This is a genomic window from Streptomyces sp. NBC_00190, from assembly GCF_036203305.1.
Lineage (GTDB): Bacteria > Actinomycetota > Actinomycetes > Streptomycetales > Streptomycetaceae > Streptomyces.
On record NZ_CP108131.1, the window covers coordinates 4,069,829 to 4,096,066 of the forward strand.

20 protein-coding genes and 3 pseudogenes are annotated in these 26,238 nt (G+C 69.0%); 12 read left to right on the top strand and 11 right to left on the bottom strand.

The genetic code is table 11. The features are described 5' to 3' along the window. Window positions 1-7: 7 nt before the first annotated feature. Window positions 8-2,599, bottom strand: coding sequence for a transglycosylase domain-containing protein (locus OG429_RS19575; RefSeq protein ID WP_328926587.1), 2,592 nt, complete (start codon window positions 2,597-2,599; stop codon window positions 8-10). 274 nt (window positions 2,600-2,873) lie between these two features. Between OG429_RS19575 and OG429_RS19580 the strand changes: the two are divergent. The 3 genes and pseudogenes from OG429_RS19580 to OG429_RS19590 form a co-directional block, all read left to right on the top strand. Then, window positions 2,874-3,473: pseudogene (locus OG429_RS19580) on the top strand (helix-turn-helix transcriptional regulator); the annotation flags it as partial. Between the two features lie 52 nt (window positions 3,474-3,525). Continuing rightward, window positions 3,526-4,608 (top strand): inositol-3-phosphate synthase, encoded by a 1,083-nt coding sequence (locus OG429_RS19585; protein ID WP_328926588.1) that lies wholly within the window; start codon window positions 3,526-3,528, stop codon window positions 4,606-4,608. A gap of 106 nt (window positions 4,609-4,714) precedes the next feature. Continuing rightward, the gene (locus OG429_RS19590; RefSeq protein WP_328926589.1) at window positions 4,715-6,001 is read left to right on the top strand and encodes an MFS transporter; all 1,287 of its coding nucleotides are present in this window, start codon (window positions 4,715-4,717) and stop codon (window positions 5,999-6,001) included. 77 nt (window positions 6,002-6,078) lie between these two features. Here OG429_RS19590 and OG429_RS19595 read toward each other — a convergent pair whose 3' ends face one another. Beyond that, complete coding sequence (locus OG429_RS19595) at window positions 6,079-7,545, bottom strand: CCA tRNA nucleotidyltransferase (protein WP_328926590.1); 1,467 nt, start codon at window positions 7,543-7,545, stop codon at window positions 6,079-6,081. A gap of 185 nt (window positions 7,546-7,730) precedes the next feature. Between OG429_RS19595 and OG429_RS19600 the strand changes: the two genes are divergently transcribed. The 7 genes from OG429_RS19600 to trxA all read left to right on the top strand — a co-directional run bounded on the left by OG429_RS19600 (window position 7,731) and on the right by trxA (window position 17,237). Then, window positions 7,731-9,995, top strand: a complete 2,265-nt coding sequence (locus tag OG429_RS19600; RefSeq protein ID WP_328926591.1) for a DUF6049 family protein — start codon at window positions 7,731-7,733, stop codon at window positions 9,993-9,995. A gap of 46 nt (window positions 9,996-10,041) precedes the next feature. Then, on the top strand, window positions 10,042-12,216 hold the full coding sequence (gene murJ / locus OG429_RS19605) for a murein biosynthesis integral membrane protein MurJ (protein WP_328926592.1): 2,175 nt from the start codon (window positions 10,042-10,044) through the stop codon (window positions 12,214-12,216). Between the two features lie 117 nt (window positions 12,217-12,333). Beyond that, window positions 12,334-14,070 carry a protein kinase family protein gene (locus OG429_RS19610; protein WP_328926593.1) on the top strand — a complete coding sequence of 579 codons (1,737 nt, stop codon included), beginning with the start codon at window positions 12,334-12,336 and terminating at the stop codon, window positions 14,068-14,070. Between the two features lie 58 nt (window positions 14,071-14,128). Then, complete coding sequence (sigM, locus tag OG429_RS19615) at window positions 14,129-14,830, top strand: RNA polymerase sigma factor SigM (RefSeq protein ID WP_328926594.1); 702 nt, start codon at window positions 14,129-14,131, stop codon at window positions 14,828-14,830. Beyond that, the gene (locus OG429_RS19620) at window positions 14,827-15,759 is read left to right on the top strand and encodes an anti-sigma factor family protein (protein WP_328926595.1); all 933 of its coding nucleotides are present in this window, start codon (window positions 14,827-14,829) and stop codon (window positions 15,757-15,759) included. The genes sigM and OG429_RS19620 overlap by 4 nt, the downstream gene beginning before the upstream one ends. 125 nt (window positions 15,760-15,884) lie before the next feature. Then, a complete protein-coding gene (trxB, locus tag OG429_RS19625; protein WP_328926596.1) occupies window positions 15,885-16,844 on the top strand; it encodes a thioredoxin-disulfide reductase in 960 nt (319 codons plus the stop codon). 51 nt (window positions 16,845-16,895) lie between these two features. Then, a complete protein-coding gene (trxA, locus tag OG429_RS19630; protein WP_328926597.1) occupies window positions 16,896-17,237 on the top strand; it encodes a thioredoxin in 342 nt (113 codons plus the stop codon). A 95-nt stretch (window positions 17,238-17,332) separates the two neighbouring features. Here trxA and OG429_RS19635 read toward each other — a convergent pair whose 3' ends face one another. The 9 genes from OG429_RS19635 to rpmH all read right to left on the bottom strand — a co-directional run bounded on the left by OG429_RS19635 (window position 17,333) and on the right by rpmH (window position 23,793). Further along, window positions 17,333-17,950 carry a GNAT family N-acetyltransferase gene (locus OG429_RS19635; RefSeq protein WP_328926598.1) on the bottom strand — a complete coding sequence of 206 codons (618 nt, stop codon included), beginning with the start codon at window positions 17,948-17,950 and terminating at the stop codon, window positions 17,333-17,335. Between the two features lie 108 nt (window positions 17,951-18,058). Further along, a complete protein-coding gene (locus OG429_RS19640; protein ID WP_328926599.1) occupies window positions 18,059-19,147 on the bottom strand; it encodes a ParB/RepB/Spo0J family partition protein in 1,089 nt (362 codons plus the stop codon). Next, on the bottom strand, window positions 19,144-20,229 hold the full coding sequence (locus tag OG429_RS19645; RefSeq protein WP_328930347.1) for a ParA family protein: 1,086 nt from the start codon (window positions 20,227-20,229) through the stop codon (window positions 19,144-19,146). Before OG429_RS19645 ends, OG429_RS19640 begins: the two co-directional genes overlap by 4 nt. 265 nt (window positions 20,230-20,494) lie before the next feature. After that, the gene (gene rsmG / locus OG429_RS19650; RefSeq protein WP_328926600.1) at window positions 20,495-21,211 is read right to left on the bottom strand and encodes a 16S rRNA (guanine(527)-N(7))-methyltransferase RsmG; all 717 of its coding nucleotides are present in this window, start codon (window positions 21,209-21,211) and stop codon (window positions 20,495-20,497) included. 131 nt (window positions 21,212-21,342) lie between these two features. Beyond that, window positions 21,343-21,855, bottom strand: a complete 513-nt coding sequence (locus OG429_RS19655; protein ID WP_030153171.1) for a Jag family protein — start codon at window positions 21,853-21,855, stop codon at window positions 21,343-21,345. 15 nt (window positions 21,856-21,870) lie between these two features. After that, window positions 21,871-22,977: a membrane protein insertase YidC gene (gene yidC / locus OG429_RS19660; RefSeq protein WP_328926601.1), complete on the bottom strand. Its 1,107-nt coding sequence runs from the start codon at window positions 22,975-22,977 to the stop codon at window positions 21,871-21,873. A gap of 3 nt (window positions 22,978-22,980) precedes the next feature. After that, complete coding sequence (gene yidD / locus OG429_RS19665) at window positions 22,981-23,262, bottom strand: membrane protein insertion efficiency factor YidD (RefSeq protein WP_075970728.1); 282 nt, start codon at window positions 23,260-23,262, stop codon at window positions 22,981-22,983. Next, on the bottom strand, window positions 23,259-23,633 hold the full coding sequence (gene rnpA / locus OG429_RS19670) for a ribonuclease P protein component (RefSeq protein WP_328926602.1): 375 nt from the start codon (window positions 23,631-23,633) through the stop codon (window positions 23,259-23,261). Before rnpA ends, yidD begins: the two co-directional genes overlap by 4 nt. A gap of 22 nt (window positions 23,634-23,655) precedes the next feature. Continuing rightward, window positions 23,656-23,793: a 50S ribosomal protein L34 gene (gene rpmH, locus OG429_RS19675; RefSeq protein ID WP_008741645.1), complete on the bottom strand. Its 138-nt coding sequence runs from the start codon at window positions 23,791-23,793 to the stop codon at window positions 23,656-23,658. A 355-nt stretch (window positions 23,794-24,148) separates the two neighbouring features. On the opposite strand from rpmH, the pseudogene dnaA (OG429_RS41470) reads away from it, so the two are divergent. Then, a pseudogene (dnaA, locus tag OG429_RS41470) lies at window positions 24,149-24,734 on the top strand (chromosomal replication initiator protein DnaA); the annotation flags it as partial. Window positions 24,735-24,796: 62 nt separating this feature from the next. Continuing rightward, a pseudogene (gene dnaA / locus OG429_RS41475) lies at window positions 24,797-25,909 on the top strand (chromosomal replication initiator protein DnaA); the annotation flags it as partial. Between the last annotated feature and the right edge of the window lie 329 nt (window positions 25,910-26,238).

A 26,238-nucleotide genomic window follows, 5' to 3' on the forward strand; every position in this document is an offset into this window, starting at 1 on the left:
TCCGCGGTCAGTTGGCCGCCATGCCGGTCGGCCAACCCGTGGTGCCGCCCGGGCGACCGGGTCTTCCGGTGGGCGTCGGGGACGGTGATCCGCTGGCTCCGCCGTCGGCGCCTCCGATGACCCCGGAATTCGTTCCCCCGTTGTTGTTCCCGCCGGTGGTGTTCGGGTCGCAGTACAGCTCCCACGACGGCTTGCACGACGGCTTGCCGCCCTTGGACGGGGACGGGGACGGGGACGGGGAACTCGACGGAGACGGCGACGGAGACGTGGAAGGCACCACAGGGGCCGAGGGGGTGGGGGAGGGCGCGCCGGCCGAGTCGGCCACCACACCGATCTCCTCGGGCTCGGGGAACTGCTTGACCGGGGCGCCCTTGAGCGCCTCGCGCATGTACTCGGTCCAGATCACGGTCGGGATGTCACCACCGTGGATGGAGTCGGTGCCACCCACGCCGTTCATGGACATCAGCTTCTTGTCGGCCGAGTTCGGGTCGGTGCGGAAGAGGGTGACGGCGGTCGACAGCTCCGGGGTGTATCCGACGAACCACGCCGACTTGTTCTGGTCGGTGGTGCCGGTCTTGCCCGCGGCGGGCCGGCCCAGAGCCTTGGCCTTCTTGCCGGTGCCGTTCTCGACGACGTTCTCCAGGACCTTGGTGACGTTGTCCGCGACGGCGTTGTCCAGCGCCCGTTCGGCCTTGGGCGCCTCGAAGCCGGACAGCTTCTCGCCGTTCTTCATGACCTCGGTCACGGAGTAGGGCTCGTGGTGCGTGCCGGACCCGGCGAAGGTGGCGTACGAGTCGGCCATCCGGATGGCGCTGGGCGTCGAGGTACCCAGGGCGAAGGAGGCGTCGTCGCCGGGGCTCATCGTCTCCTTGAGGATGCCGGTGGACTTGGCCACGTCGCGGACCTTGGTGTGGCCCACGTCGAAGACGAGCTGCGCGAACGGCACGTTGATGGACTTCTCCATCGCCTCGTTGAGGGTGACGTAGCCGAAGGCGGCGGAGCTCTCGTTCTTCTGCCGGAACGGCTTGCCGGAGTTGTCCAGCAGGGGCTTGCCCTGACGGTTCTTGATCACCGTGAGGTCGTCGGCCATGTACTTGCTGTTGGCCGACAGTCCCTGGCCGTTCGAGTTCTGGGTGCCGTACTCCATCGCCGCCGCCAGGACGTACGGCTTCCAGGTCGAGCCGACCGGGACACCAGTGGTGTTGGCGTTGTTGCTGAAGTGCTTCTTGTCCATGCCGGCACCGCCGTACAGGGCGACGATCGCCCCGGTCTTCACATCGACGGAGGCGGCGCCGAACTGCACGAAGGTGTCCAGGTCGGGGCGCTTCTTCTCGTCGAGGAAGTCGTTGCGGGTGTCCTCGACGGACTTGACCAGGGCGTCGACCCTGGGCTTCTCGAAGGTGGTCTTGATCTGGTAGCCGCCTAGGGCCATCTGCTCCGGCGTGATGCCCTTGGTCTTCATCACGTACTGCTTGGCCGTCTCGACCAGGTAGCCGATCTGGCCGGACATGGCGCGGGCCTGCTCCGACTCGACCCGGGCGGGGAACTCCTTGTACGTGGCCCGCTCGGTCTTGTCCATCCGGCCCACCTCGACCTCGCGGTCGAGCACCCAGGCCCAGCGCTTCCGGGCACGGTCCTCGTTGAGGACGGGGGTGGCCGCGGACCCGATGCCGCCGTCGGGGTTGTACAGGTTGGGGCCCTTGAGCACCGAGGCCAGGAAGGCGCTCTCGGACGGGTTCAGGTCCTGGCAGTCCTTGCCGAAGTAGGCGCGGGCCGCGGCCTGGATCCCGTAAGCGTCGCGACCGTAGTACGCGGTGTTGAGGTAGCCCGCGAGGACCTTGTCCTTCTCCTCGGAGACACCCAGCTTTATCGCGATGAAGAGCTCGGTGACCTTCCGCTTGAGCGTCTGCTCGGAGTCCAGGTAGGTGTTCTTCACGTACTGCTGGGTGATGGTCGAGCCGCCCTGGGTGGAGCCGCCCGTGGCCATGTTGTAGACGGCCCGGGCGATGCCCATCGGGTCGACGCCCTTGTCCGTCTCGAAGGACTCGTTCTCCGCGGCGATCACGGCGTCCCTCATCGACCGGGGGATCTTGTCGATGGGCACGATCTGCCGGTTCATCGACCCGCCGGTCGCGACCATCTGCTCGCCGTTGGCCCAGTAGAAGACGTTGTTCTGCGCCTGGGCCGCTTTGTTCTCGTCGGGCTTGTTGACCATCGCGATGCCGATGCCGGCCCCGGCGATGATGACCGCGAAGAAGCCCAGGACCGTGCCGGAGACGAACTTCCAGGACGGTACGAAGCGCTTCCAGCCGTCCCTGTCGGACCGCGGGTAGTTGATGAGGCGCTTGTCCGGGCGGCCCGTGCCGCGAGCGGCTCTGCCCGAGCCCCTTCCGGGGCCCGCGGGCCCTCTCTGCGCGGACCGGCGGGTGTCGGCGCGGCTGCCCTGGGGGGGCCGCTCGGCATGGGGCCCACTGGGTGACGCCGTGGGGACGTCACGCCGGGCATCGGCGCCCCGGCCGGGGCGCGGCTGGGCGGCCCGGCGGGCCGAAGCTCGCCCGCCACCTTGGGGCTGCGGCGGTTTGCGGCGGTGCTCGCTCATCGAACGACTACTCCTCGGGCAGGCGAGTGGCCTGGAAGCGGCAAATGAATTCCGGTTCCCCCGGTGTCATGGCGCACAGACTACGCACGGTCAAAACCTAACCAGTGCCGAAGTTCACCCCAAAACGGGCAACTTGCCTGGCACGAATTCGCGATGTGACGCCGGTCACCATGTCACCCCTTGTCGCCGGACGCGCACCGTTCTATCGTCTGGATGTATCGAGTCGATACATCAGCTCGGTATAAAGACTCAGAGTCGGAAGAGAGGCAGGCGGATGAGCAGGCGCTCAGGCATCCTCGAATTCGCCGTCCTCGGCCTGCTTCGCGAATCCCCCATGCACGGGTACGAGCTGCGCAAGCGGCTCAACACCTCACTGGGAGTGTTCAGGGCCTTCAGCTACGGGACGCTCTACCCCTGCCTCAAGACGCTGGTCGCCAACGGCTGGTTGATCGAGGAGCCGGGCAACGCCCCGGAAGACGCGCTCGCCGCTTCACTCGCAGGGCGCCGCGCCAAGATCGTCTACCGGTTGACGGCCGCGGGTAAGGAGCATTTCGAAGAGCTCCTCTCCCACACCGGCCCCGACACCTGGGAGGACGAGTCCTTCGCCGCCCGCTTCGCCTTCTTCGGCCAGACCGAGCGAGACGTACGCATGCGGGTACTGGAGGGCCGCCGCAGCCGACTCGAGGAGCGCCTGGAGAAGATGCGCGCCTCACTGGTCCGCACGCGGGAACGCCTCGACGACTACACGCTTGAGCTGCAGCGGCACGGCATGGAGTCCGTGGAGCGCGAAGTGCGCTGGCTGAACGAGCTCATCGAGAGCGAGCGGGCTGGACGGGATCGCAGGCGACCCGGTCCGTCCGACGAAACTGCAAAATGAGGCCTGCATCTCGCAGACCTCGTCCGAGAACAAACAGGGAGCAACCGGAATGGGTTCGGTTCGCGTAGCCATCGTCGGCGTGGGCAACTGCGCCGCCTCGCTGGTGCAGGGCGTCGAGTACTACAAGGACGCCGACCCGGCGGCCAAGGTCCCCGGGCTGATGCACGTCCAGTTCGGCGACTACCACGTGCGTGACATCGAGTTCGTCGCCGCGTTCGACGTCGACGCGAAGAAGGTCGGCCTCGACCTTTCGGACGCCATCGGCGCCAGCGAGAACAACACCATCAAGATCTGCGACGTCCCGAACGCCGGCGTGACCGTGCAGCGCGGCCACACCTACGACGGCCTGGGCAAGTACTACCGCATGACCATCGAGGAGTCCGCCGAGGCTCCGGTCGACGTGGTCCAGATCCTCAAGGACCGCCAGGTCGACGTCCTGATCTGCTACCTGCCGGTCGGTTCCGAGGACGCGGCGAAGTTCTACGCCCAGTGCGCCATCGACGCCAAGGTCGCCTTCGTCAACGCCCTCCCGGTCTTCATCGCCGGCACCAAGGAGTGGGCCGACAAGTTCACCGAGGCCGGTGTCCCGATCGTCGGCGACGACATCAAGTCGCAGGTCGGCGCCACCATCACGCACCGCGTGATGGCGAAGCTGTTCGAGGACCGCGGTGTCCGTCTTGAGCGCACCATGCAGCTCAACGTCGGCGGCAACATGGACTTCAAGAACATGCTGGAGCGCGACCGCCTGGAGTCGAAGAAGATCTCCAAGACGCAGGCCGTCACCTCGCAGATCCCCGACCGTGAGCTCGGCGAGAAGAACGTCCACATCGGCCCGTCCGACTACGTCGCCTGGCTCGACGACCGCAAGTGGGCCTACGTCCGCCTTGAGGGCCGCGCCTTCGGCGATGTCCCGCTGAACCTCGAGTACAAGCTCGAGGTGTGGGACTCCCCGAACTCCGCCGGTGTCATCATCGACGCCCTGCGTGCCGCCAAGATCGCCAAGGACCGCGGTATCGGCGGCCCGATCCTGTCGGCGTCCAGCTACTTCATGAAGTCCCCGCCGGTGCAGTACTTCGACGACGAGGCCTACGCGAACGTCGAGAAGTTCATCAAGGGCGAGGTCGAGCGCTAGTCGAGCCCCCAAGGTCGTCGATGACACCTGGGCTTCGGCTGTTCTTCCGCGGAGGGTCCCCGGGCAATGTGCCCGGGGACCCTCCGCGTATGTGACCCTTGCCCTCATGCCTGTCGTACGTGATCTGCGCGTACTCCTGCGCCTGAGGGACTTCCGCAACCTGCTCGCCGTACGGCTGCTCTCCCAGGCCGCGGACGGCGTCTACCAGGTCGCGCTCGCCACCTACGTGGTCTTCTCACCGGAGAAGCAGACCTCGCCCGCGGCCATCGCCTCGGCCATGGCGGTCCTGCTGCTGCCGTATTCGGTGATCGGCCCCTTCGCCGGGGTGCTCCTCGACCGCTGGCGCCGCCGCCAGGTCTTCCTCTACGGCAACCTGCTGCGCGCGTTCCTCGCCTGCATCACCGGCATGCTGATCGTCGCGAACGTGCCCGACTGGCTGTTCTACGCCTCGGCACTGTCCGTGACCGCCGTCAACCGCTTCGTCCTGGCGGGGCTCTCCGCGTCCCTGCCCCACGTCGTCGGCCCCGGGCAGCTGGTCACCGCGAACGCACTGTTCCCCACCGCCGGAACCCTCGCCGCGACCGTCGGCGGAGGGCTGGCCTTCGTCGTCCGGCTGCTGGCCTCCGACTCCAACGCCGTCGTCGTCCTCCTCGGGGCCGGGCTGTACCTGTGCTCGGCCCTCGTGTCCCTGCGGCTGGCCGTCGGCCTGCTCGGGCCCGACCACCCTCCTGGCCGGCTCAACCCTTCGGTCGCCGAGGGGATCGCCCTCACCGTCCGGGGCATGGCCGAAGGCCTGCGGCACCTGGCCACCCGTCGGGAGGCCGTCCGGGCGCTCACCGCGATGACCATGATGCGGTTCTGCTACGGAGCGCTGTTCGTGATGCTGCTCACGCTCTGCCGCTTCTCCTGGTCGGACAACGAGTCGGACGGACTGGCTCTCCTGGGCGTCGCGGTCGGTGTCTCCGGGGCCGGGTTCTTCACGGCTGCCGTGATCACTCCCTCGCTCGTGGGCCGATTGGGACCGTTGGGCTGGATCACCGCCTGCTCAGCGGGAGCCGCGGTCCTGGTCCCGGCGCTCGGCCTGTTCTTCGCCCCCGGCCCGATGGTGATCGCCGCGTTCGTCCTCGGCCTCGCCACCCAGGGCGCCAAGATCTCCACCGACACGGTCGTCCAGTCCCGCGTGGACGACGACTACCGCGGCCGTGTCTTCTCCCTCTACGACGTGCTCTTCAACGTCGCCTTCGTCGGCGCCGCGGCGGTGGCCTCGCTCATGCTCCCGCCGGACGGGCGGTCCGCGGCCCTGATCCTCTCCGTGGCCGCCCTCTACGCAGCCACCGCTGCGCTGCTGGCACGGCAGAGCCGACGATTCACCGGGGGCGCCTCCAAGCGGTAGCCGCGGGCTCCGCCGCCCCATGCGTCCGGGTCGATGGGTCGATGTTTCACGTGAAACATCGACCCGGACGCCCTGCGTCAGGCCTGAGCGGCCCACCACTCCTTGAGCGCGGCGACAGCGGCATCGCGCCCCATCGGGCCGTTCTCCAGCCTCAGCTCCAGCAGGAACGCGTACGCCTTCCCGATCACCGGGCCGGGGCCGACCTCCAGCACCTGCATGATCTCGTTGCCGTCCAGGTCGGGCCGGATCGCGTCGAGCTCCTCCTGCTCCTGCAGCTGTGCGATGCGCTCCTCAAGCCCGTCGTAGGTACGGGAGAGGGCGTTGGCCTTGCGCTTGTTGCGCGTGGTGCAGTCGGACCGGGTCAGCTTGTGCAGGCGCTCCAGCAGCGGACCGGCGTCGCGGACGTAGCGCCGCACCGCGGAATCGGTCCACTCGCCGTCCCCGTAGCCGTGGAAGCGCAGGTGCAGCTCCACCAGCCGGGACACGTCCTTGATCATGTCGTTGGAGTACTTCAGAGCGGTCAGGCGCTTCTTGGTCATCTTCGCGCCCACCACCTCGTGGTGGTGGAAGGAGACCCTGCCGTCGCTCTCGAAGCGGCGGGTACGGGGCTTCCCGATGTCGTGCAGCAGTGCCGCGAGCCGCAGCACCAGGTCCGGCCCGTCCTCCTCCAGCGCGATCGCCTGCTCCAGCACGATCAGCGAATGGTCGTAGACGTCCTTGTGGCGGTGGTGCTCGTCACGCTCCAGCCGCAGCGCGGGCAGCTCGGGCAGGATCCGGTCGGCCAGCCCGGTGTCCACGAGCAGGCCCAGGCCCTTGCGCGGGTTCGCGGAGAGGATCAGCTTGTTCAGCTCGCCCTGCACCCGCTCTGCCGAGACGATCTCGATCCGGTCGGACATGGCCTTCATCGCCTCGACGACCTCGGGAGCGACCTCGAAGTCCAGCTGCGCGGCGAACCGCGCCGCCCGCAGCATGCGCAGCGGATCGTCGGAGAACGAGTCCTCCGGGGTCCCGGGGGTGCGCAGCACACCGGCGGCCAGGTCCTCCAGACCGCCGTGCGGGTCGATGAACCGCTGCTCCGGCAGGGCCAGCGCCATGGCGTTGACCGTGAAGTCGCGCCGGACCAGGTCTTCCTCGATCGAGTCGCCGTAGGAGACCTCGGGCTTGCGCGACGTGCGGTCGTAAGCCTCCGAGCGGTAGGTGGTCACCTCGATCTGGAAGTTCCGGTCGACGTCTCCGACACGGGCGTGCTTCTGCGCCCCGACGGTGCCGAAGGCGATGCCGACGTCCCACAGCGAGTCGGCCCACGGGCGGACGATCTTCAAAACGTCCTCGGGGCGGGCATCGGTGGTGAAGTCCAGGTCATTGCCGAGACGCCCGAGCAGCGCGTCGCGGACGGACCCGCCGACCAGGGCGAGGCGGAAGCCCGCCTCCTGGAAACGGCGGCCGAGCTCGTCGGCGACAGGGGCGACCCGCAGCAGTTCACTCACCGCCCGGCGCTGCACGTGATTCAGGGCACTGAGGTTGTCTTCGTTGGCGTTCGGCACAACAGAAAAGGGTACGTGCCCCGCCCGGCGCGGGCTTCCGCGTTTTCGGCGACCCCGGTACACGGCCGTCCCCGGGCTGCGCCGATCATGTGGAGCAAGGTGCGGCACTCGCGCACGGCGGTCCTCGTTACCATTCGTGGACGCACAGACGACGACCACTGACACTTCGAGGGACGGGCTAGCGCGTGGCCGAGGCGGCAGACATCCTGGGGGCCTCACCCGCCCCTGCCCGGCGCCGATGGCTGCGGCGCGCAGTCGTCCTGCTCGCCGGGACGCCGGTGATGGCCGCTCTCGTCTACTCTCCCGCCCCCAAGGCCCAGGCCGCGCAGGCGGCCTCCGTCGACATCCAGCTGACCTCGATGACCCCCGCCGCCCCGGTCAAGAGCGACACCCTGACCATCTCCGGCACCGTGGTCAACAACAGCTCCGAGACGATCAACGACGCCCACGTGGGCCTGCGGGTCGGCCCCCTCCTCGCGGACCGGTCCTCGATAGACGAGGCGGCGGAGCGCACCGGCTTCCGGGCCGGCACGGACCCCGGGGAGATCGACCCCGCCTACGCCGTGAAGATCGACTCGCTGCCCTCCAAGGTCGGCCGCCAGTTCAGCCTCACGGTCCCGGTGAACAAGCTGGACCTGGACAAGGACGGCGTCTACCAGCTCGGCGTCTCCCTGTCCGGCGTGACCGAGAGCCGCCCCTCCGAGCAGGTCCTCGGCATCAAGCGGACCTTCCTCCCCTGGCAGCCTGAGGCCGCCGCCAAGCGCTCCCAGCTCACGTACGTGTGGCCGCTGATCTCCACCACCCATGTGACCGCGGAGACCGGCTCGGACGAGACCCAGACCCCCGTGTTCCTCGACGACTCCCTCGCCGACGAGCTGAAGCCGGGCGGCCGTCTGGAACGGATGGTCGCGCTCGGCAAGGAACTGCCCATCACCTGGGTGATCGACCCCGACCTGCTGTACACGGTCGACGCGATGACCAAGGGCTACCGGGTCCGCGTCCCGGGCGGCAAGCCCGTACAGGGCAAGAACAAGGCCGTCGCCGAGCAGTGGCTGAGCTCCCTGGAAGCCGCCGTCCAGGGCAAGAAGGTCGTCGCCCTTCCCTTCGCCGACCCCGATCTGGCCTCCCTCGCCCACCACGGCAAGGACGTCTCGGGCACCCTGGGCCAGCTGCGGCCCGCCACCGACAAGGCGAAGCAGGCCGTCGAGACGGTCCTGCACGTCCCCGCGTCCACCGACTTCTCCTGGCCCCTGGACGGCGCGATCGACCCCTCGATCGTCAACGTCGCCACCTCGGCCGGCGCCCACAACATCCTCACCCGCAGCGACAGCCTCTCGGAGAGCGGAGCCCTCGGGTACACCCCCTCGGCCGCCCGCCCCATCGGCGCGGGCGCCACCGCCGTCGTCGCGGACGCGGAGCTCTCCACGGCGTTCGAGGGCGACATGCTGAACGCCGGGAACTCCACCCTCGCCGAGCAGCGGTTCCTCGCCCACACCCTCGCCCTGAACCTGCAGCACACCGACGAGCAGCGCAGCTTCGTCGTCGCCCCGCAGCGGATGCCCACCGCCAGCCAGGTGGAGACTATGGCCCGGGCCGTCCGCGCCCTCCAGGCGGGCCGCTGGACCCAGCCCGGGGACCTCGAAGCCGCAGCGGCCGCCAAGCCCGACCCCGCGGCCGCCACCCAGGTGCCGGGCGCCGGCCAGTACCCCGAGGCCCTGCGCAAGCAGGAGCTCGCCGTCACGGCCTTCGAGAAGGTCCGCACCACCCAGAACACCCTCGATCACTTCAAGGTGATCCTCGCCGCACCCGACCGCGTCGAGATCCCCTTCGGCAACACGACCAACCGGGAGATGTCCACCTCCTGGCGCGGCCACCCCGCCGAGGCCGACCTCTACCGGGACCAAGTCCAGAACTACCTGATCGGTCTCACCGAGAAGGTCAAGGTCATCCCGAAGTCCGACGCCACCCTGTCCGGACACAGCGCCACCATCCCGGTGAGCGTCCAGAACAGCCTCGTCCAGGACGTCCACAACCTCGTCCTGCGGGTGAAGTCCGCCAACCCCACCCGCCTGATGTTCGGCGACAAGGGCGAGGCGGAACAGCAGGTCACCGTCCAGGGCGACCACACCCAGACCGTCAAGTTCCCCGCCAACGCGACCGCGAGCGGCCCCGTCGAGGTCACCGCGCAGCTCTTCACCAAGGACGGCGCCCCTTACGGCAAGGAACGCAAGTTCACCGTGAATGCCACCGAGGTCACCCCCACTGTCATGCTCGTCATCGCCGGCGGTGTGCTCCTCCTGGTCCTCGCGGGCATCAAGATGTACGCGAGCCGCAAGCGCGTCGCGGCCCGCGCGGCCGCCGAGGAGAGCACGCAGCCGAGTGACGAGTCCCCGGACACCGGACCGCAAAGCACCGAGGGGTCCGGCACGAGTGAGACAGTGGACCGTTGAGCGATGCCGTGGCCGGTCGGCCTGGGGACGATGAGGTGGGGTTTCGATGAACGCGCCGTACGACGGTGACCGCGCGCAGGGCACTGGTGGGCCCGCGCCCTCCCAGGGCACTGCCCCGAGCACTCCGGTGCCCGGGCAGGTTCCCGCGCCCGCGCCCGCGCCGGACCACGACCCGTACGTCCAGGACGCCTACGACCACGACCCCTACCGGTCGCAGGACCTGTCCGCCCAGGACCCCGTCGCCGAGGTCCTCTACGACCGGGCCGCACACCCCCCGCCGCCGCCCGGTACCTACCAGGAGCCCGGCCCGCTCTACGCCGCCCCGACCGCGCCCTCCTACTCCCCCGACCCGCGCGTCTGGGCCCAGACCCCGCCGCCCGAGCCGGACGGGCCCTCCCGCCACCTGCCGTACGGCGACCACGCCACCACCACCGAGTTCGTCGGCGTGGACTCCCTCGTCACCAAGGCGGCGGACGCGCCGTCCGAACCCGACGCCTTCGCGCACCTCTACCGGGACCAGGAGGCGGCTCCCCGCACTCCCGCCGAGGACGCCCCCGTCGCCGCCCCGGCGCCGAGCAAGCCCGCCGGACGCGCGTCCAGCCTCCTGAAGTCCAGCGCGCTCATGGCCGCCGGCACGATCGTCTCCCGCATCACCGGATTCCTGCGCACCCTGGTCATCGCCGGCGCCATCGGCGTCGGCACGTTCAACGACACGTACCAGATCGCCAACACCCTGCCCACGATGATCTACGTGCTGGTCGGCGGCGGCGCCCTGAACGCCGTCTTCATCCCGCAGCTGGTCCGGGCCATGAAGAACGACGACGACGGGGGAGAGGCGTACGCCAACCGGCTGCTGACCCTCGTCGTGGTCCTCCTGGCCGCCATCACGACCATCTGCGTCCTCGCGGCACCGGTCTTCATCACGATGATGTCGCCGAAGATCGCCTCCGACCCCCAGCAGATGGACGTCGCGGTCGCCTTCGCCCGCTACTGCCTGCCCACGATGTTCTTCATGGGCGTCCACGTGGTCCTCGGTCAGATCCTCAACGCCCGCGGCCGCTTCGGCGCGATGATGTGGACCCCGGTCCTCAACAACATCGTCGTCATCGCCACCTTCGGCGCGTTCATCTGGGCGTTCGGCGGCTTCACCACCTCCGGCGTCAACGCCACCACGGTCACCGCCGAGGGCGTCCGCCTGCTGGGCCTGGGCACCCTGCTGGGCCTCACCGTCCAGGCCCTGGCCATGCTCCCCTACCTGCGCGACGCGGGCTTCAGGCCGCGCCTGCGCTTCGACTGGAAGGGCCACGGACTCGGCAAGGCCGCCGGCCTGGCCAAGTGGACGTTCTTCTTCGTCCTCGCCAACCAGATCGGGCTCGTCGTCGTCACCCAGCTCGCCACCTGGGCCGGATCCGTCGCGGAGAAGCAGGGTCACCCCGGTACCGGCATCACCGCCTACAACTACGCGCTTCTGCTGTGGCAGATGCCGCAGGCCATCATCACCGTCTCCGTCATGACGGCCGTCCTGCCGCGCATCTCCCGCTCCGCCCACGACGGAGACGCCGCCGCCGTCCGCGACGACATCTCCTACGGGCTGCGCACCTCGGCCGTCGCGATCGTGCCCTGTGCCTTCGCGTTCCTCGCCCTCGGCGTCCCGATGGCCACCCTGCTCTACGCGGGCTCCGGCGCCGGCGCACAGAACATCGGCTACGTCCTGATGGCCTTCGGCCTCGGCCTCATCCCGTACTCGGTCCAGTACGTGGTCCTGCGCGGCTTCTACGCCTACGAGGACACCCGCACGCCCTTCTACAACACCGTCATCGTCGCCGCCGTCAACGCGGCGGTCTCAACAGCCTCCTTCTTCGTCCTCCCCGCCCGGTGGGCCGTCGTCGGCATGGCCGCCGCCTACGGCCTCGGCTACACCGTCGGAGTCGGCGTCGCCTGGCGCCGGCTGAAGACCCGCCTCGGCGGCGACCTCGACGGCGCCCACGTGATGCGCACCTACGCCCGCCTCACCGGCGCCTGCGTCCCGGCCGCCGCCGTGGGCGGCGCCGCCGCCTACGCGGTCACCCAGTGGCTGGGCAGCGGAGTCGTCGGCTCCGCCGCCGCCCTCGTGGCCGGCGGCATCGCCCTCGCGGCCGTGTTCCTCATCGCCGCCAAGCGGATGCGAATCGAAGAGCTCAACTCGATGGTCGGAATGGTCCGCGGACGTTTGGGGCGCTGATGCGCACAACCGTCGCCCCCCTTCGTGTGTCGTGCATAGCGTCGGACTGTGGGCACAATTGGCATGGCTTCGCAGACTGGCCAACAGCGTGCAACGGATGGGGAGGCGGGAACGACGGTGGCGGAACGTAGCACGGCCGCCGTCGACGTGGCCGACAACAGTGGCGACAAGCCGCTGGCCGCAGAAGCGGACAAGGCCACGGCCGACGGGGTGGACATCCAGAACGGACGAGCCGCGGACGGACCCATGCCCGAAAAGGACGGCGAACGCACGACCGCGGCCCCCGCGGCCGCACCCGAACTCCACAGCGGCCACAAGCTCGCCAGACGCTACCGGCTCGAAGAGTGCGTCACCCGTGTGGACGGATTCAGCAGCTGGCGCGCGATGGACGAGAAGCTGCGTCGGGCCGTGGGCGTGCACCTGATCCCCGCCGACCATCCGCGGGCCCGTTCCGTCCTGGCCGCAGCGCGCTCCTCCGCCCTGCTCGGCGACCCCCGGTTCGTCCAGGTGCTCGACGCCGTGGAGGAGAACGACCTCGTCTACGTCGTCCACGAGTGGCTGCCCGACGCCACCGAGCTCACCGCGCTCCTCGCCGCGGGCCCCCTGGAACCCCACGAGGCCTACCAGCTCGTCAGCCAGATCTCCCAGGCCATGGCCGCGGCACACCGCGAAGGCCTGGCCCACCTGCGCCTGACGCCGAGCGCGATACTGCGCACCTCCACGGGCCAGTACCGCATCCGCGGCCTCGCGGTGAACGCCGCCCTGCGCGGGATCACCAGCGAGACCCCCCAGCGTGCCGACACCGAGGCCATCGGCGCACTCCTGTACGCCGCCCTCACCCAGCGCTGGCCGTACGAGAGCGACGCCTACGGCCTCACCGGCCTACCCAAGGGCGTCGGCCTGATCGCCCCCGACCAGGTCCGCGCCGGTGTCCACCGGGGTCTGGGCGAGCTCGCGATGCGCGCCCTCGCCAACGACGGAGCCACCGCCTCCCGTCAGGAACCGGCCTGCACCACCCCCGAGGAGCTGGCCAAGGCCGTCGCCGCGATGCCCCGCATCCGGCCGCCGGAGCCCGCCTTCACCGCCCCGCCCGAGTACCAGCACACCACCTACCAGCAGGGCAGCTACGGCCGCCCCACGCCCCCCGGCGTACCCTCCTCGCAGACCGTCACCGTCGCTCCCCCGCCGCCCCCGCTGCAGAGCCGCACCGGCCGCGCCCTGAAGTGGGGCGTCGCCGCCCTGCTCATCGCCGCCCTCGGCCTCGGCAGCTGGCAGCTCGCGGACACCCTGCTGGGCCACGGCACCCAGAAGGGCAACAGCGGCACCACCAACAACAACACCAAGACGGGCCCGGACGACACCCCGAAGGAGCCGGAGCGTACCCCTCTGTCCATCAAGAAGGCCGAGGAGTACTACCCGGACGGCAAGCCTCAGAACATCGAGGGCGCCTCTAACAGCCACGACGGCGACCCGAACTCCTTCTGGCGGACCTACGCGTACACCGACGGGCCCGACCTGGGCGCCTACAAGGAGGGGGTGGGGCTCGTCTTCGACCTCGGCTCGGAGCAGGATGTGACCGCCGCCTCGATAGCGTTCAAGTTCAGCGGCGACCACACAACGGCGACGATCTACGCGGCACCCAACATGTCGCCGTCGACCCCGGTCAGCAGCCTGCAGAAGATCGCCACCGGGACCACCTCCGACAAGCAGCTCGACCTCGTCACGAAGACTCCGGTCAAGACGCGCTACGTGGTCCTGTGGCTCACCGCCATGCCGAAGTCCGGCGTCTCCGACTACAGCGGCGCCGGCTACAAGCAGGGCATCACGAACGTCTCGTTCTCTCGAACCTCATAGCGAAGGGGGGCTGCGAGAGCAAAGCTCTCGCAGCACGGCGCCAACCAGGAGGGGAATCATGAGGCCTGCGGCTGAGGACCCCGTCTCGGCACAGGACCAGGAACTCCTGGCGATGCACGTCGCCGGAGACCCCGACGCCTTCGGTGAGCTCGTGCGGCGGCACCGCGACCGGCTGTGGGCGGTGGCCTTGCGCACGCTCGGCGACCGGGAGGAGGCCGCCGACGCGGTGCAGGACGCCCTCGTCTCCGCCTACCGGGCCGCCCACACCTTCCGCGGAGATTCCGCCGTCACCACCTGGCTGCACCGCATCACCGTCAACGCCTGCCTGGACCGGGCCCGGAAAGCCGCCTCGCGCAGGACCGCCCCCCTCGACGACACGGACCGCCTGGAGCGCCTCCTGGAGCCCCATGAGTCCGCCGAGGCCCCCGCGGAGCGCCAGGACCTCCATCGCCAGCTCCTGGCCGCCCTCAGCACCCTCCCGGCCGAACAGCGGGCCGCACTCGTCCTCGTCGACATGCAGGGATACCCCGTCGCCGAAGCCGCCCGCATCCTTGACGTGCCCACCGGCACCGTGAAGAGCCGCTGCGCACGCGGCCGGGCGAAACTCCTGCCGATGCTCACTCATCTGCGCACGAATGCCGGGGATAACACCGCCACCGAGCGGGGAAGGAACCGGACGCCGGGCGCAGCCGTCCCACCAGCGGCAGACCCCAGGCACCCAGACCCAGACGCAGTGAAGGGCGGAGGTGGACGACCGTGACCCCCCCGGCAAGCACGACCGGCACGACCGGCGCCATTCGGCACCCGGACGTCTCGGAGATCTCCGACCTCACCGAAGGACTCCTCTCCCCGGCCCGCAGCGCCGAAGTCCGGCGCCACCTCGGCGACTGCGCCCTGTGCGCCGACGTCCGCGCCTCCCTGGACGAGATCCGCGCCCTCCTGGGCACCCTCCCGGGCCCCGCCCGGATGCCCGCCGACATCGCCGGCCGCATCGACGCGGCCCTCGCGGCCGAAGCCCTCCTCGACTCCACCACCCCCCAGGCCTCCGACGAGGACACTCGGCCCGCGTCCGCCGCCCGTCCCCGGCCGACCTCCCGCGATGTTTCACGTGAAACATCGCCCGCCGGCCACCCGAACGGCCCAAGCGGACCCGGGCGACGCCGCGCCCGCCGCCGAATCGCCGTCCTCACCGGCCTGGCCGGGGCCGCCGCCTGCGCGCTCGGGATCTTCCTGTTCGCCGACCTCTCCGGCCCGTCCTCCCACGACGCCACAGCCCGCCATGAAACAGCGACCTCCGCCGCCCAGCCCCCCACCGACAGTGCCTACACCGCCCAGGGCCTGCGCGGCAGCGTCGAGCAGCTCCTCGGCTCCGGGCAGGGCGCCAAGGCAGCCACCCAGGGGGAGCAGAACAACACCTACGGGTTGGAGAACACTCCGGCCCCCGGGATCGCCCCCAACGACCGCCAGGCGGCCTCCGTCCCCGCCTGTGTCCAACGCGCCACCGGCCGCCCGGAGACCCCGATCGCCGCCGAACGCGGCAGCTACCAGGGCACTCCCGCCTACCTGCTCGTCCTGCCGCACCCGGGCGACGCCTCCCTCGTCGACGCTTACCTCGTCGACACCGGCTGCGAGAACACCGCTCCGGCGACCCCTGGAAAACTCCTGCTGACGAACACCTATCCCCGTTAGCGACACGTAAGGCCGCACCGGGACAGGCAGGGAATGCATGCGCCGTAGGATCAGTTGGGTGGGGTGAGAGTCCGCACCGGCCCCCGGTAGGCAGCACGCAGTCCGCAGAAACGAGGAAGAAACCCGTGAGCGACGTCCGAACCGTGATCATCATCGGCTCCGGGCCGGCCGGTTACACCGCCGCCCTGTACACCGCACGCGCTTCGCTCAAGCCCCTGGTGTTCGAAGGTGCCGTCACCGCCGGTGGCGCCCTGATGAACACCACCGAGGTGGAGAACTTCCCGGGGTTCCAGGACGGCATCATGGGCCCGGACCTCATGGACAACATGCGTGGCCAGGCCGAGCGCTTCGGCGCCGAACTGGTCCCGGACGACATCGTGTCCGTGGACCTCACCGGGGAGATCAAGACCGTCACCGACACCGCCGGCACCGTCCACCGCGCCAAGGCCGTCATCGTCACCACCGGCTCCCAGCACCGCAAGCTCGGCCTCCCCAACGAGGACGCCCTCTCCGGCCGCGGCGTCTCCTGGTGCGCCACCTGCGACGGATTCTTCTTCAAGGACCACGACATCGCCGTCGTCGGCGGCGGCGACACCGCGATCGAGGAAGCCACCTTCCTCTCCCGGTTCGCCAAGTCCGTCACGATCGTCCACCGTCGCGACAGCCTGCGCGCGTCGAAGGCCATGCAGGACCGCGCCTTCGCCGACCCGAAGATCAAGTTCGCCTGGGACAGCGAGGTCGCCGAGATCCACGGCGAGCAGAAGCTCTCCGGTCTCACCCTCCGCAACACCAAGACCGGCGAGACCTCCGCGCTGCCCGTCACCGGCCTCTTCATCGCCGTCGGCCACGACCCGCGCACCGAACTGTTCAAGGACCAGCTGGACCTCGACGGCGAGGGCTACCTCAAGGTCGACGCCCCCTCCACCCGGACCAGCGTGACCGGCGTGTTCGGCGCCGGCGACGTCGTGGACCACACCTACCGTCAGGCGATCACCGCCGCGGGCACCGGTTGCTCCGCGGCCCTCGACGCCGAGCGCTTCCTCGCCGCCCTCGCGGACGCCGAGAAGGCTCACGCGGCCGTCTGACCCTCACACCAGCCCCACCCCACACCCCGCAGGAAGAAGAAGGAGGCCGCTGTGGCCGGCACCCTCAAGAACGTGACCGACGCTGACTTCGACGCCGAGGTCCTCAAGAGCGACAAGCCCGTACTGGTGGACTTCTGGGCCGCCTGGTGCGGACCTTGCCGCCAGATCGCGCCGTCCCTCGAGGCGATCGCCGCCGAGTACGGCGACCAGATCGAGATCGTCAAGCTCAACATCGACGAGAACCCGGCCACGGCCGCCAAGTACGGCGTCATGTCCATCCCGACGCTGAACGTCTACCAGGGCGGCGAGGTCGCCAAGACCATCGTCGGTGCCAAGCCGAAGGCCGCCATCCTGCGCGACCTCTCGGACTTCGTCGAGGTCAAGAGCGCCTGACGTCCAGGGGCCCCACCCAGCGGTAGCCAGGGAGGGTTTCACGTGAAACGGGGCCGCCCCCTGACAGGGGGCGGCCCCGTTTCACGTTCCCCGGTTCACAGGGGACGCAGCGCCGGCTCCTTGCGCGCAGCCCCCAGCAGCCGGTCCAGCGCCAGCTCCACGTCTTCCTTCCACGACAGCGTCGACCGCAGCTCCAGCCTCAACCGCGGATGCAACGGGTGGGGACGCACGGTCTTGAAGCCCACCGAGAGCAGATGGTCCGCCGGCAGGAGGCACGCCGGCCCTTCCCAACGCGCATCCCCGAACGCCTCGATGGCACGGAACCCCCGGCGCAGCAGGTCCTTCGCCACCGTCTGGACCATCACCCGCCCCAGCCCCTGCCCCTGGTACCCCGGCATGATCCAAGCGGTGATCAGCTGAACGGCATCCGGCGAGACCGGACTGGTCGGAAACGCCGTTGCCCTCGGTACGTACGCGGGCGGCGCGTACAGCACGAACCCGACCGGGACCTCGTCCACGTAGACCACACGGCCGCACGATCCCCACTCCAGGAGGACGGCGGAGATCCAGGCCTCTTTCTCCAGCGCCGGCGTACCCGCCTTCACGGCGGCCTCACCGCTGACCGGATCCAGCTCCCAGAACACACAGGACCGGCAACGACGGGGCAGGTCCTGGAGGTTGTCCAGCGTGAGCGGTACCAGCCGACGACCCATGGAGGCATCGTATCCACTGGCCCCCGCTCTTTCGACAGCAGCAACACGGCGAAGGGGCGGACCGCGACGGTGGGAACCGCCACGATCCGCCCCTCGGCGGCTGCGGGATCACTCCCCCGACAGCCCCTGCTCCAGAACGCGGCCCTCACCCGGCGCCAGCGTCCCCAGAATCCGCTCCAGATCCTCCATCGACGCGAACTCGACGGTGATCTTGCCCTTCTTCTGGCCCAGATCCACCTTCACCCGCGTCTCGAACCGGTCCGACAGCCGCGTCGCCAGCTCGCTGAGCGCCGGAGCTACCCGGGTACCCGCACGCGGGCCCTTCGGCTTCGCCACACTCGCCGGATCCGAATCCATCAGCTTGACGATCTCCTCGACCGCCCGCACCGACAGCCCCTCGGCCACGATCCGGTGCGCCAGCCGGTCCTGCTGCTCGGTGTCCTCCACCGACAGCAGCGCCCGCGCATGTCCCGCCGACAGCACTCCGGCCGCCACCCGACGCTGTACGGGAGCCGACAGGTTCAGCAGCCGCAGGGTATTCGTCACCTGCGGACGCGAGCGACCGATCCGGTCCGCCAGCTGGTCATGCGTGCAGTTGAAGTCCTGCAGCAGCTGGTCGTACGCCGCCGCCTCCTCCAGCGGGTTCAGCTGAGCCCGGTGCAGGTTCTCCAGCAGCGCGTCCAGCAGCAGCTTGTCGTCGTCCGTCGCCCGGATGATCGCCGGAATGTTCTCCAGACCGGCCTCCCGGCAGGCCCGCCAGCGCCGCTCACCCATGATCAGCTCATAGCGGCCGGGCGACGACTGCCGCACCACCACCGGCTGGAGCAGACCCACCTCCTGGATGGAGGTCACCAGCTCGGCGAGCGCGTCCTCGTCGAACACCTCGCGCGGCTGCCGCGGGTTCGGCGTGATCGCGTCCATCGGAAGCTCCGCGAACGTCGCTCCCGCCACCACATTGGTCTCCGGCGCCGCCGGCACCGGCTCCTCCACCGGCGCGACGACGGATGTTTCACGTGAAACATCCGCCTGCGTCAGCGAAGCCAGCTTCGCCGCCGCGATCCCACGCTCCGAGGTCAACACCGGCACCGCCGCCGGAGACGTCGACCCGGCAGCGATCACCGGCGGCGTCTTCTCCTGCGGCGCAGCGGGAATCAGCGCACCGAGCCCTCGTCCCAGACCTCTACGTCGCTCGCTCACTGGATCCCCTCCGCCGCACTCTGCGTGCTGTTCATGCCCGCGCCCAGATGGGCCTGCTGGGCGTCGTACTGCATCCCCACCCCTCGGAACGCGATCTCACGCGCCGCCTCCAGATAGGAGAGGGAACCACTGGACCCCGGATCGTACGTGAGTACCGTCTGCCCATAGCTCGGCGCCTCGGAAATACGCACCGATCGCGGAATGCTCGTCCGCAGCACCTCCTTGCCGAAGTGGCTGCGCACCTCCTCCGCCACCTGCGAGGCCAGCCGGGTCCTGCCGTCGTACATCGTCAGCAGGATCGTCGACACATGCAGCGTCGGGTTCAGATGGGCCCGCACCAGATCGACATTGCGCAGCAGCTGACCCAGACCCTCCAGCGCGTAGTACTCGCACTGGATCGGGATCAACACCTCCGCTCCGGCCACCAGGGCGTTCACCGTCAGCAGCCCGAGCGACGGAGGGCAGTCGATCAGGATGTAGTCGAGCGGCTGCTCGTACGCCTGGATCGCCCGCTGCAGCCTGCTCTCCCGGGCCACCAGCGACACCAGCTCGATCTCCGCACCTGCCAGGTCGATCGTGGCCGGAGCACAGAAGAGCCCCTCCACATCCGCCACGGGCTGGACGACCTCCAGCAGGGGGCGGCTGTCCACCAGCACGTCGTAGATCGACGGCACGTCCGCGTGGTGGTCGATACCCAGCGCCGTCGAGGCATTGCCCTGCGGGTCGAGGTCGACCACCAGGACCCGCGCCCCGTGCAGTGCCAGCGAGGCCGCCAGATTCACGGTCGTCGTGGTCTTACCCACGCCGCCCTTCTGGTTGGCGACCACGATGACCCGGGTCTGCTCCGGCCGGGGCAGACCCTGGCCGGCACGCCCCAGGGCCTCGACGGCCAGCTGGGCGGCTCGGCCGATGGGGGTGTCGTTGTCTACAAGGGGGGTCGATGTTTCACGTGAAACATCCTCGCCCGCCGATTCAGAGCGGGGACCGGGGACCGGGTCGGCCATCGGCCCCGCGAGGTTGGCGTCGGACCGCACGGTGTCACTCTCCTCGACATCAGGCTCGCGATGAACAGAGCCTGCCATGTCACCCGGGTCGCGAACCAGCGGGGCCCGTACTCCTGTGGATGAATCCACCGATGTGGACAACTCCGTCCCCCCTTCGTGCTTGCGGTGACGGGGGGACGCGGCCGCACGACCGCGGCTGATGATTCCGTGCAGCAGAGAGCGACGTTTCACGTGAAACACGATGCCGGGACGGAGTCACCAGGCCGCTACGACACTCCGAAATCCATACCTATAGGGCCCAACACACCCTAAATCTCCGCAGGAAACGCCGACTGTCGGCGCCTCAGCGGCGCCGACGTGTACGGCTGGTCCGCGCAGCCTTAGCCCGCTTGGCCGCGAACCTCACCCCACCGGGGCTCTCTCCGACCTCGACCCGCACCACTGTCGACAGCGGGTCCACCACGCCCTCGCCCACCTGCAGCACCGAGGTCTTCACCACACCGAGCTTCGTCAGTGCCGTCTTCGCCGACACCAGCTCCTCCTCGGCGGTATCGCCCTTGAGCGCCAGCATCTCTCCGTACGGACGCAGCAGGGGCACGCCCCAGCCGGCCAGCCGGTCCAGCGGAGCCACCGCGCGGGCCGTCACCACGTGCACCGGCTGCAGCTTGCCGAGAACCTCCTCGGCCCGACCGCGCACCACCGTGACGTGGTCCAGGCCCAGCAGCTCCACGACCTCCTGGAGGAAGGTCGTCCGCCGCAGTAGCGGCTCAAGCAGCGTGATCTTCAGATCCCGCCGCACCAGCGCCAGCGGGATTCCGGGCAGACCCGCACCCGAACCCACGTCGCACACGGTGACGCCCTGCGGCACCACCTCCGACAGCACGGCGCAGTTCAGCAGATGCCGCTCCCACAGCCGCGGAACCTCACGCGGCCCGATCAGGCCGCGCTTGACTCCCGCATCGGCCAGCAGCTCCGCGTACCGCACAGCTTCCGGGAAAAACTCACCGAACACCGCGCGCGCCTCTTCAGGCGCCGGGGGAAGCTCAGCTGCCTCCGTCACGGGGACCGTCCCTTCCGTACCGCATGGTTCTGAAGAACCACGTCTTCAAAATGGCGCGTCGTTCACATGCCAGGCTGACAAACATCGGCCCCGTCTGCGACACAGACGGGGCCGAACACTCGCACTACAGGTCAGGCCGGGAGCACAACGACGAAGCGCTGCGGCTCCTCGCCCTCGGACTCGCTCTTCAGACCCGCGGCCGCCACGGCGTCGTGGACGACCTTCCGCTCGAACGGGGTCATCGGGGCCAGCTTCAGCGGCTCGCCGGACGCCTTCACGTCCGCCGCCGCCTGAGCGCCCAGCGCCGCCAGCTCCTCACGCTTCTTCGCGCGGAACCCGGCGATGTCCAGCATCAGCCGGCTGCGGTCCCCGGTCTCCCGGTGCACGGCGAGGCGGGTCAGCTCCTGCAGAGCCTCCAGAACCTCACCGTCGCGGCCCACGAGCTTCTGCAGGTCGCGGCTGGCGGAGTCACTGACGATCGACACCGCGGCCCGGTCGGCCTCGACGTCCATGTCGATGTCGCCGTCGAGGTCGGCGATGTCCAGCAGACCCTCAAGGTAGTCGGCCGCGATCTCACCCTCCTGCTCGAGGCGGGTCAGGGTGTCGCCACTCTCAGCGGCGGCGGTGGTGGTGCCTTCCGTCACGGGAGGGACTCCTTCTTACTTCTTGGAGGGCTTGCTGGGGGGCGTCTGACGCTTCGACTTCGACTGCCGCTTGGGCTGCTGCCGCTTCGTGGCGACACCGCCGCTCGCCGCGTCCGCGTCGGCCGTGGCTTCAGAACTCTTGATCACCGAGCCGTCCGTCTGAGCGGCCATGCCCTGCTTGGTCAGCGCGGTGATGAACTTGCGCTCGTTGTCGTTGCGGTCTGGGCCCTTGGCCACGATCGCCGCGACGATCTTCTTCTTGCCCCGGCCCTTGACCTCACCGTGCGAGCTGACGTGCTTCAGCAGGCGCGTCAGGTACTGGTCCTGAGCCTTGCTGCCCGGCGTCGGGTTCTGGTTGATCACGTACATCTGCTGGCCCATGGTCCACAGGTTCGTGGTCAGCCAGTAGACGAGAACACCGACGGGGAAGTTGATGCCCATGACCGCGAAGATCACGGGGAAGATGTACATCAGCATCTTCTGCTGCTGCATGAACGGCGTCTTGACCGACAGGTCGACGTTCTTCTGCATCAGCTGACGCTGGGTGTAGAACTGCGACAGCGACATCAGGACGATCATGATGGCGGTGACGACACGCACATCGGTGATCGAGGCGCCCAGGGAAGCGGCCTTCTCGGCACTGTCAGTGAACTTCGCGGCCAGCGGCGCCCCGAAGATGTGCGCCTGACGCGCGCTCTCCAGCAGCGACTGGTTGATGACGCCGATGGTCTTCCCGTTGGCGATGGCCGACAGCACGCTGTAAAGCGCGAAGAAGAACGGGGACTGCGCCAGGATGGGAAGGCACGAGGAGAGCGGGTTGGTACCCGTCTCCTTGTACAGCTTCATCATCTCTTCGGACTGACGCTGCTTGTCGTTCTTGTAGCGCTCCTGGATCGCCTTCATCTTCGGCTGGAGCGCCTGCATACCGCGCGTCGCCTTGATCTGCTTCACGAAGAGCGGGATCAGGCAGATACGGATCAAGACCACCAGGGACACGATCGACAGGCCCCAGGCCCACCCGGTGTCCGGGCCGAAAATCGCGCCGTACAGCGAGTGGAACTGGACGATGACCCACGAGACGGGCGTGGTGATAAAGCTGAACAGATTGGCAATCGTGTCCACTAATCAGGCTCCTTGAGCATTGCGAGATCTACGCAACGCACTGCGCAGCTGCTCGTGCCAACGCGGGCGTTTACGGGGTGGGACATGGTCCACGCCACCGGGGGACCACGGATTGCACCGCAGGATCCGCCAGGCGGTCAGGACCGTCCCCTTGACCGCACCATGCCGGTCGATGGCCGTGTATCCGTAGTGCGAGCACGACGGGTAATAGCGGCACACCGGCCCGAGCAGCGGACTGATCGTCCACTGGTACAGCTTGATCAAAGCGAGCAGCGGGTACTTCATCGAGCCACGCCTCCCAGGAGCCGCACCAGAGCGGCATCCAGGTCCCGGGCCAGCTCGTCGGGGCCGGCATCACCCGCTCCGGGCAACGCACGTACCACCACCAGGCTACCGGCGGGCAGCTGAGACAGCCGCTCCCGGACCAGATGGCGCAGACGGCGCTTCACCCGGTTACGTATGACGGCGTTGCCGACAGCCTTGCTGACGACGAAACCCGCACGCGTCGAGGGATCGATCTCCCCCGGCTCGTGCGGGTCCGTTGCACCGCTTGTACGTAGGTGGACGACGAGGAGTGGGCGACCGGCCCGACGTCCTCGACGTACCGCGCTCGCGAAGTCCTCGCGCCGCCTCAGCCGATTTTCGGGAGACAGCACGACGTCACGACCTGCGTGCTTGTTACGCGGAAAGGGCGGCGCGGCCCTTGCCACGACGGTTCGCGAGGATCGCGCGACCGGCACGGGTACGCATCCGCAGGCGGAAGCCGTGGGTCTTGGCGCGACGGCGGTTGTTCGGCTGGAAGGTGCGCTTGCTCACTCGGGGGCTCCAGAGAATGAATCGTTGTGGCGGGACATCGCCTGGCTGTCACCGTGCGCCCACGAGGAAACTCGCGTGTTCGCCCGAGTGGCACCGCTAAACGATCACTAACAGTGATCTTCGCCCATCGGTAGGCAGGCGGCAGCAGCCATCGACAACTCGACCTCGTTACGGTACGCGCGGCTACGCCATCCGGTCAAACCGAGGCGATGCTGCCCCACACTGTGCACAGGCTGTGGACAACGACTTGAACCGTACCCGCTGGCCTGACTACCGTTGTCTGATCCCGGATTTTTCGTCCCGACCGTCCCAAAGAACCACACATTCGTGGGACCCCTGTGAGAGAGCGTGCTCTGTGGCTGACGTACCTGCCGATCTTGCCGCAGTGTGGCCAAGGGTGCTCGAAAAGCTCCTCGGGGAGGGACAGCCGGGGATCGAGCCCAAGGACAAGCAGTGGGTCGAGCGGTGCCAGCCCCTGGCACTCGTCGCCGACACCGCACTGCTGGCCGTCCCCAACGAGTGGGGCAAGCGGGTCCTCGAAGGCCGCCTCGCCCCGCTGATCAGTGATGCCCTCAGCCGGGAATGCGGCCGCCCCATCCGGATCGCCATCACCGTGGACGACTCCGCCGGCGAGCCCGCGCCCCCCGCCCCGCCCGTCCAGCAGCCGGGCGGGTACGAGCCGTACGCCGGCCAGCGCCCCGGCGGAGGCCCCGACGATCAGCTCCCCACCGCCCGCCCCGCCTACCCGGACTACCAGCAGCAGCGCCCCGAGCCCGGCGCCTGGCCCCGGGGCGGTCAGCAGGACGACTACGGCTGGCAGCAGCCCCGCCTCGGCGGATTCCCCGAGCGCGACCCGTACGCCTCCCCGCAGCCGGGCTACCTCCAGCAGCCCGAGCCCTCCGGCTACGACCAGGGCTCCTACGAGCAGCAGCAGTACGAGCAGTCCCCGTACGACTCCCAGCAGCACCAGCCCCATCAGTACGAACAGCAGAAGTACGAACAGCCCGCGCCCCGCCAGGCTCCCGGCCGGCCCTCCCCGGCCCCGGCCCCGTCCGGCGGTTCCTCCTCGGGCCCGCTCGAACCGACCGCCCGGCTGAACCCCAAGTACCTCTTCGACACCTTCGTCATCGGTGCCTCCAACCGCTTCGCGCACGCCGCCGCGGTGGCCGTCGCCGAGGCGCCCGCGAAGGCGTACAACCCCCTTTTCATCTATGGCGAGTCGGGTCTGGGCAAGACGCACCTGCTGCACGCCATCGGGCACTACGCGCGGAGCCTGTACCCCGGCACCCGCGTGCGGTACGTGAGCTCCGAGGAGTTCACCAACGAGTTCATCAACTCCATCCGCGACGGCAAGGGCGACGCGTTCCGCAAGCGCTACCGCGAGATGGACATCCTGCTCGTCGACGACATCCAGTTCCTCGCGAGCAAGGAGTCGACGCAGGAGGAGTTCTTCCACACCTTCAATACGCTCCACAACGCCAACAAGCAGATCGTCCTCTCCTCCGACCGGCCGCCCAAGCAGCTCGTCACCCTGGAGGACAGGCTCCGCAACCGCTTCGAGTGGGGCCTGATCACCGACGTCCAGCCGCCCGAGCTGGAGACCCGCATCGCCATCCTGCGCAAGAAGGCGGTCCAGGAGCAGCTCAACGCCCCGCCGGAGGTACTGGAGTTCATCGCCTCCCGCATCTCGCGCAACATCCGCGAGCTGGAGGGGGCGCTGATCCGGGTCACCGCCTTCGCGAGCCTCAACCGGCAGCCGGTCGACCTGGGCCTGACGGAGGACGTCCTCAAGAACCTGATCCCGGGCGGTGAGGACAGCGCACCGGAGATCACGGCCTCCGACATCATGGCGGCCACCGCCGACTACTTCGGGCTCACCGTGGACGACCTGTGCGGATCCTCGCGCAGCCGGGTCCTGGTGACCGCACGGCAGATCGCCATGTACCTGTGCCGGGAGCTCACGGACCTCTCCCTGCCCAAGATCGGGGCGCAGTTCGGCGGCCGCGACCACACCACCGTCATGCACGCGGACCGCAAGATCCGCGCTCTGATGGCCGAACGCCGCTCCATCTACAACCAGGTCACGGAGCTCACCAACCGCATCAAGAACGCCTGAGCCGACTGCCCCGGACCGCCGGGGAGAGTCACGCCAAGGCCCCTTCAAACGCATTCAGAGGGCGCTCCCGGACCACAACGGGGGCGCCCTTCTTCGTTCGCGCGCCCCTGGCCTGTTCGAATACGCCCCCTCCGGAGCAACTCATCCACAGATTGGGGGACTTTCTTCCGTCCACACCCTGGGGACGGGTTCCGTCGCCCACAATCTGTCCACAGGGGTGCCTCATGAGGCCCCATCAGGCCAGGTCAACGGGCTGTGGAATTGTGCGCAAGCTTCATCCACAGGCTGTGGACAGATTTTTCGTCCACAGCACTGTCCACCACGTTGTC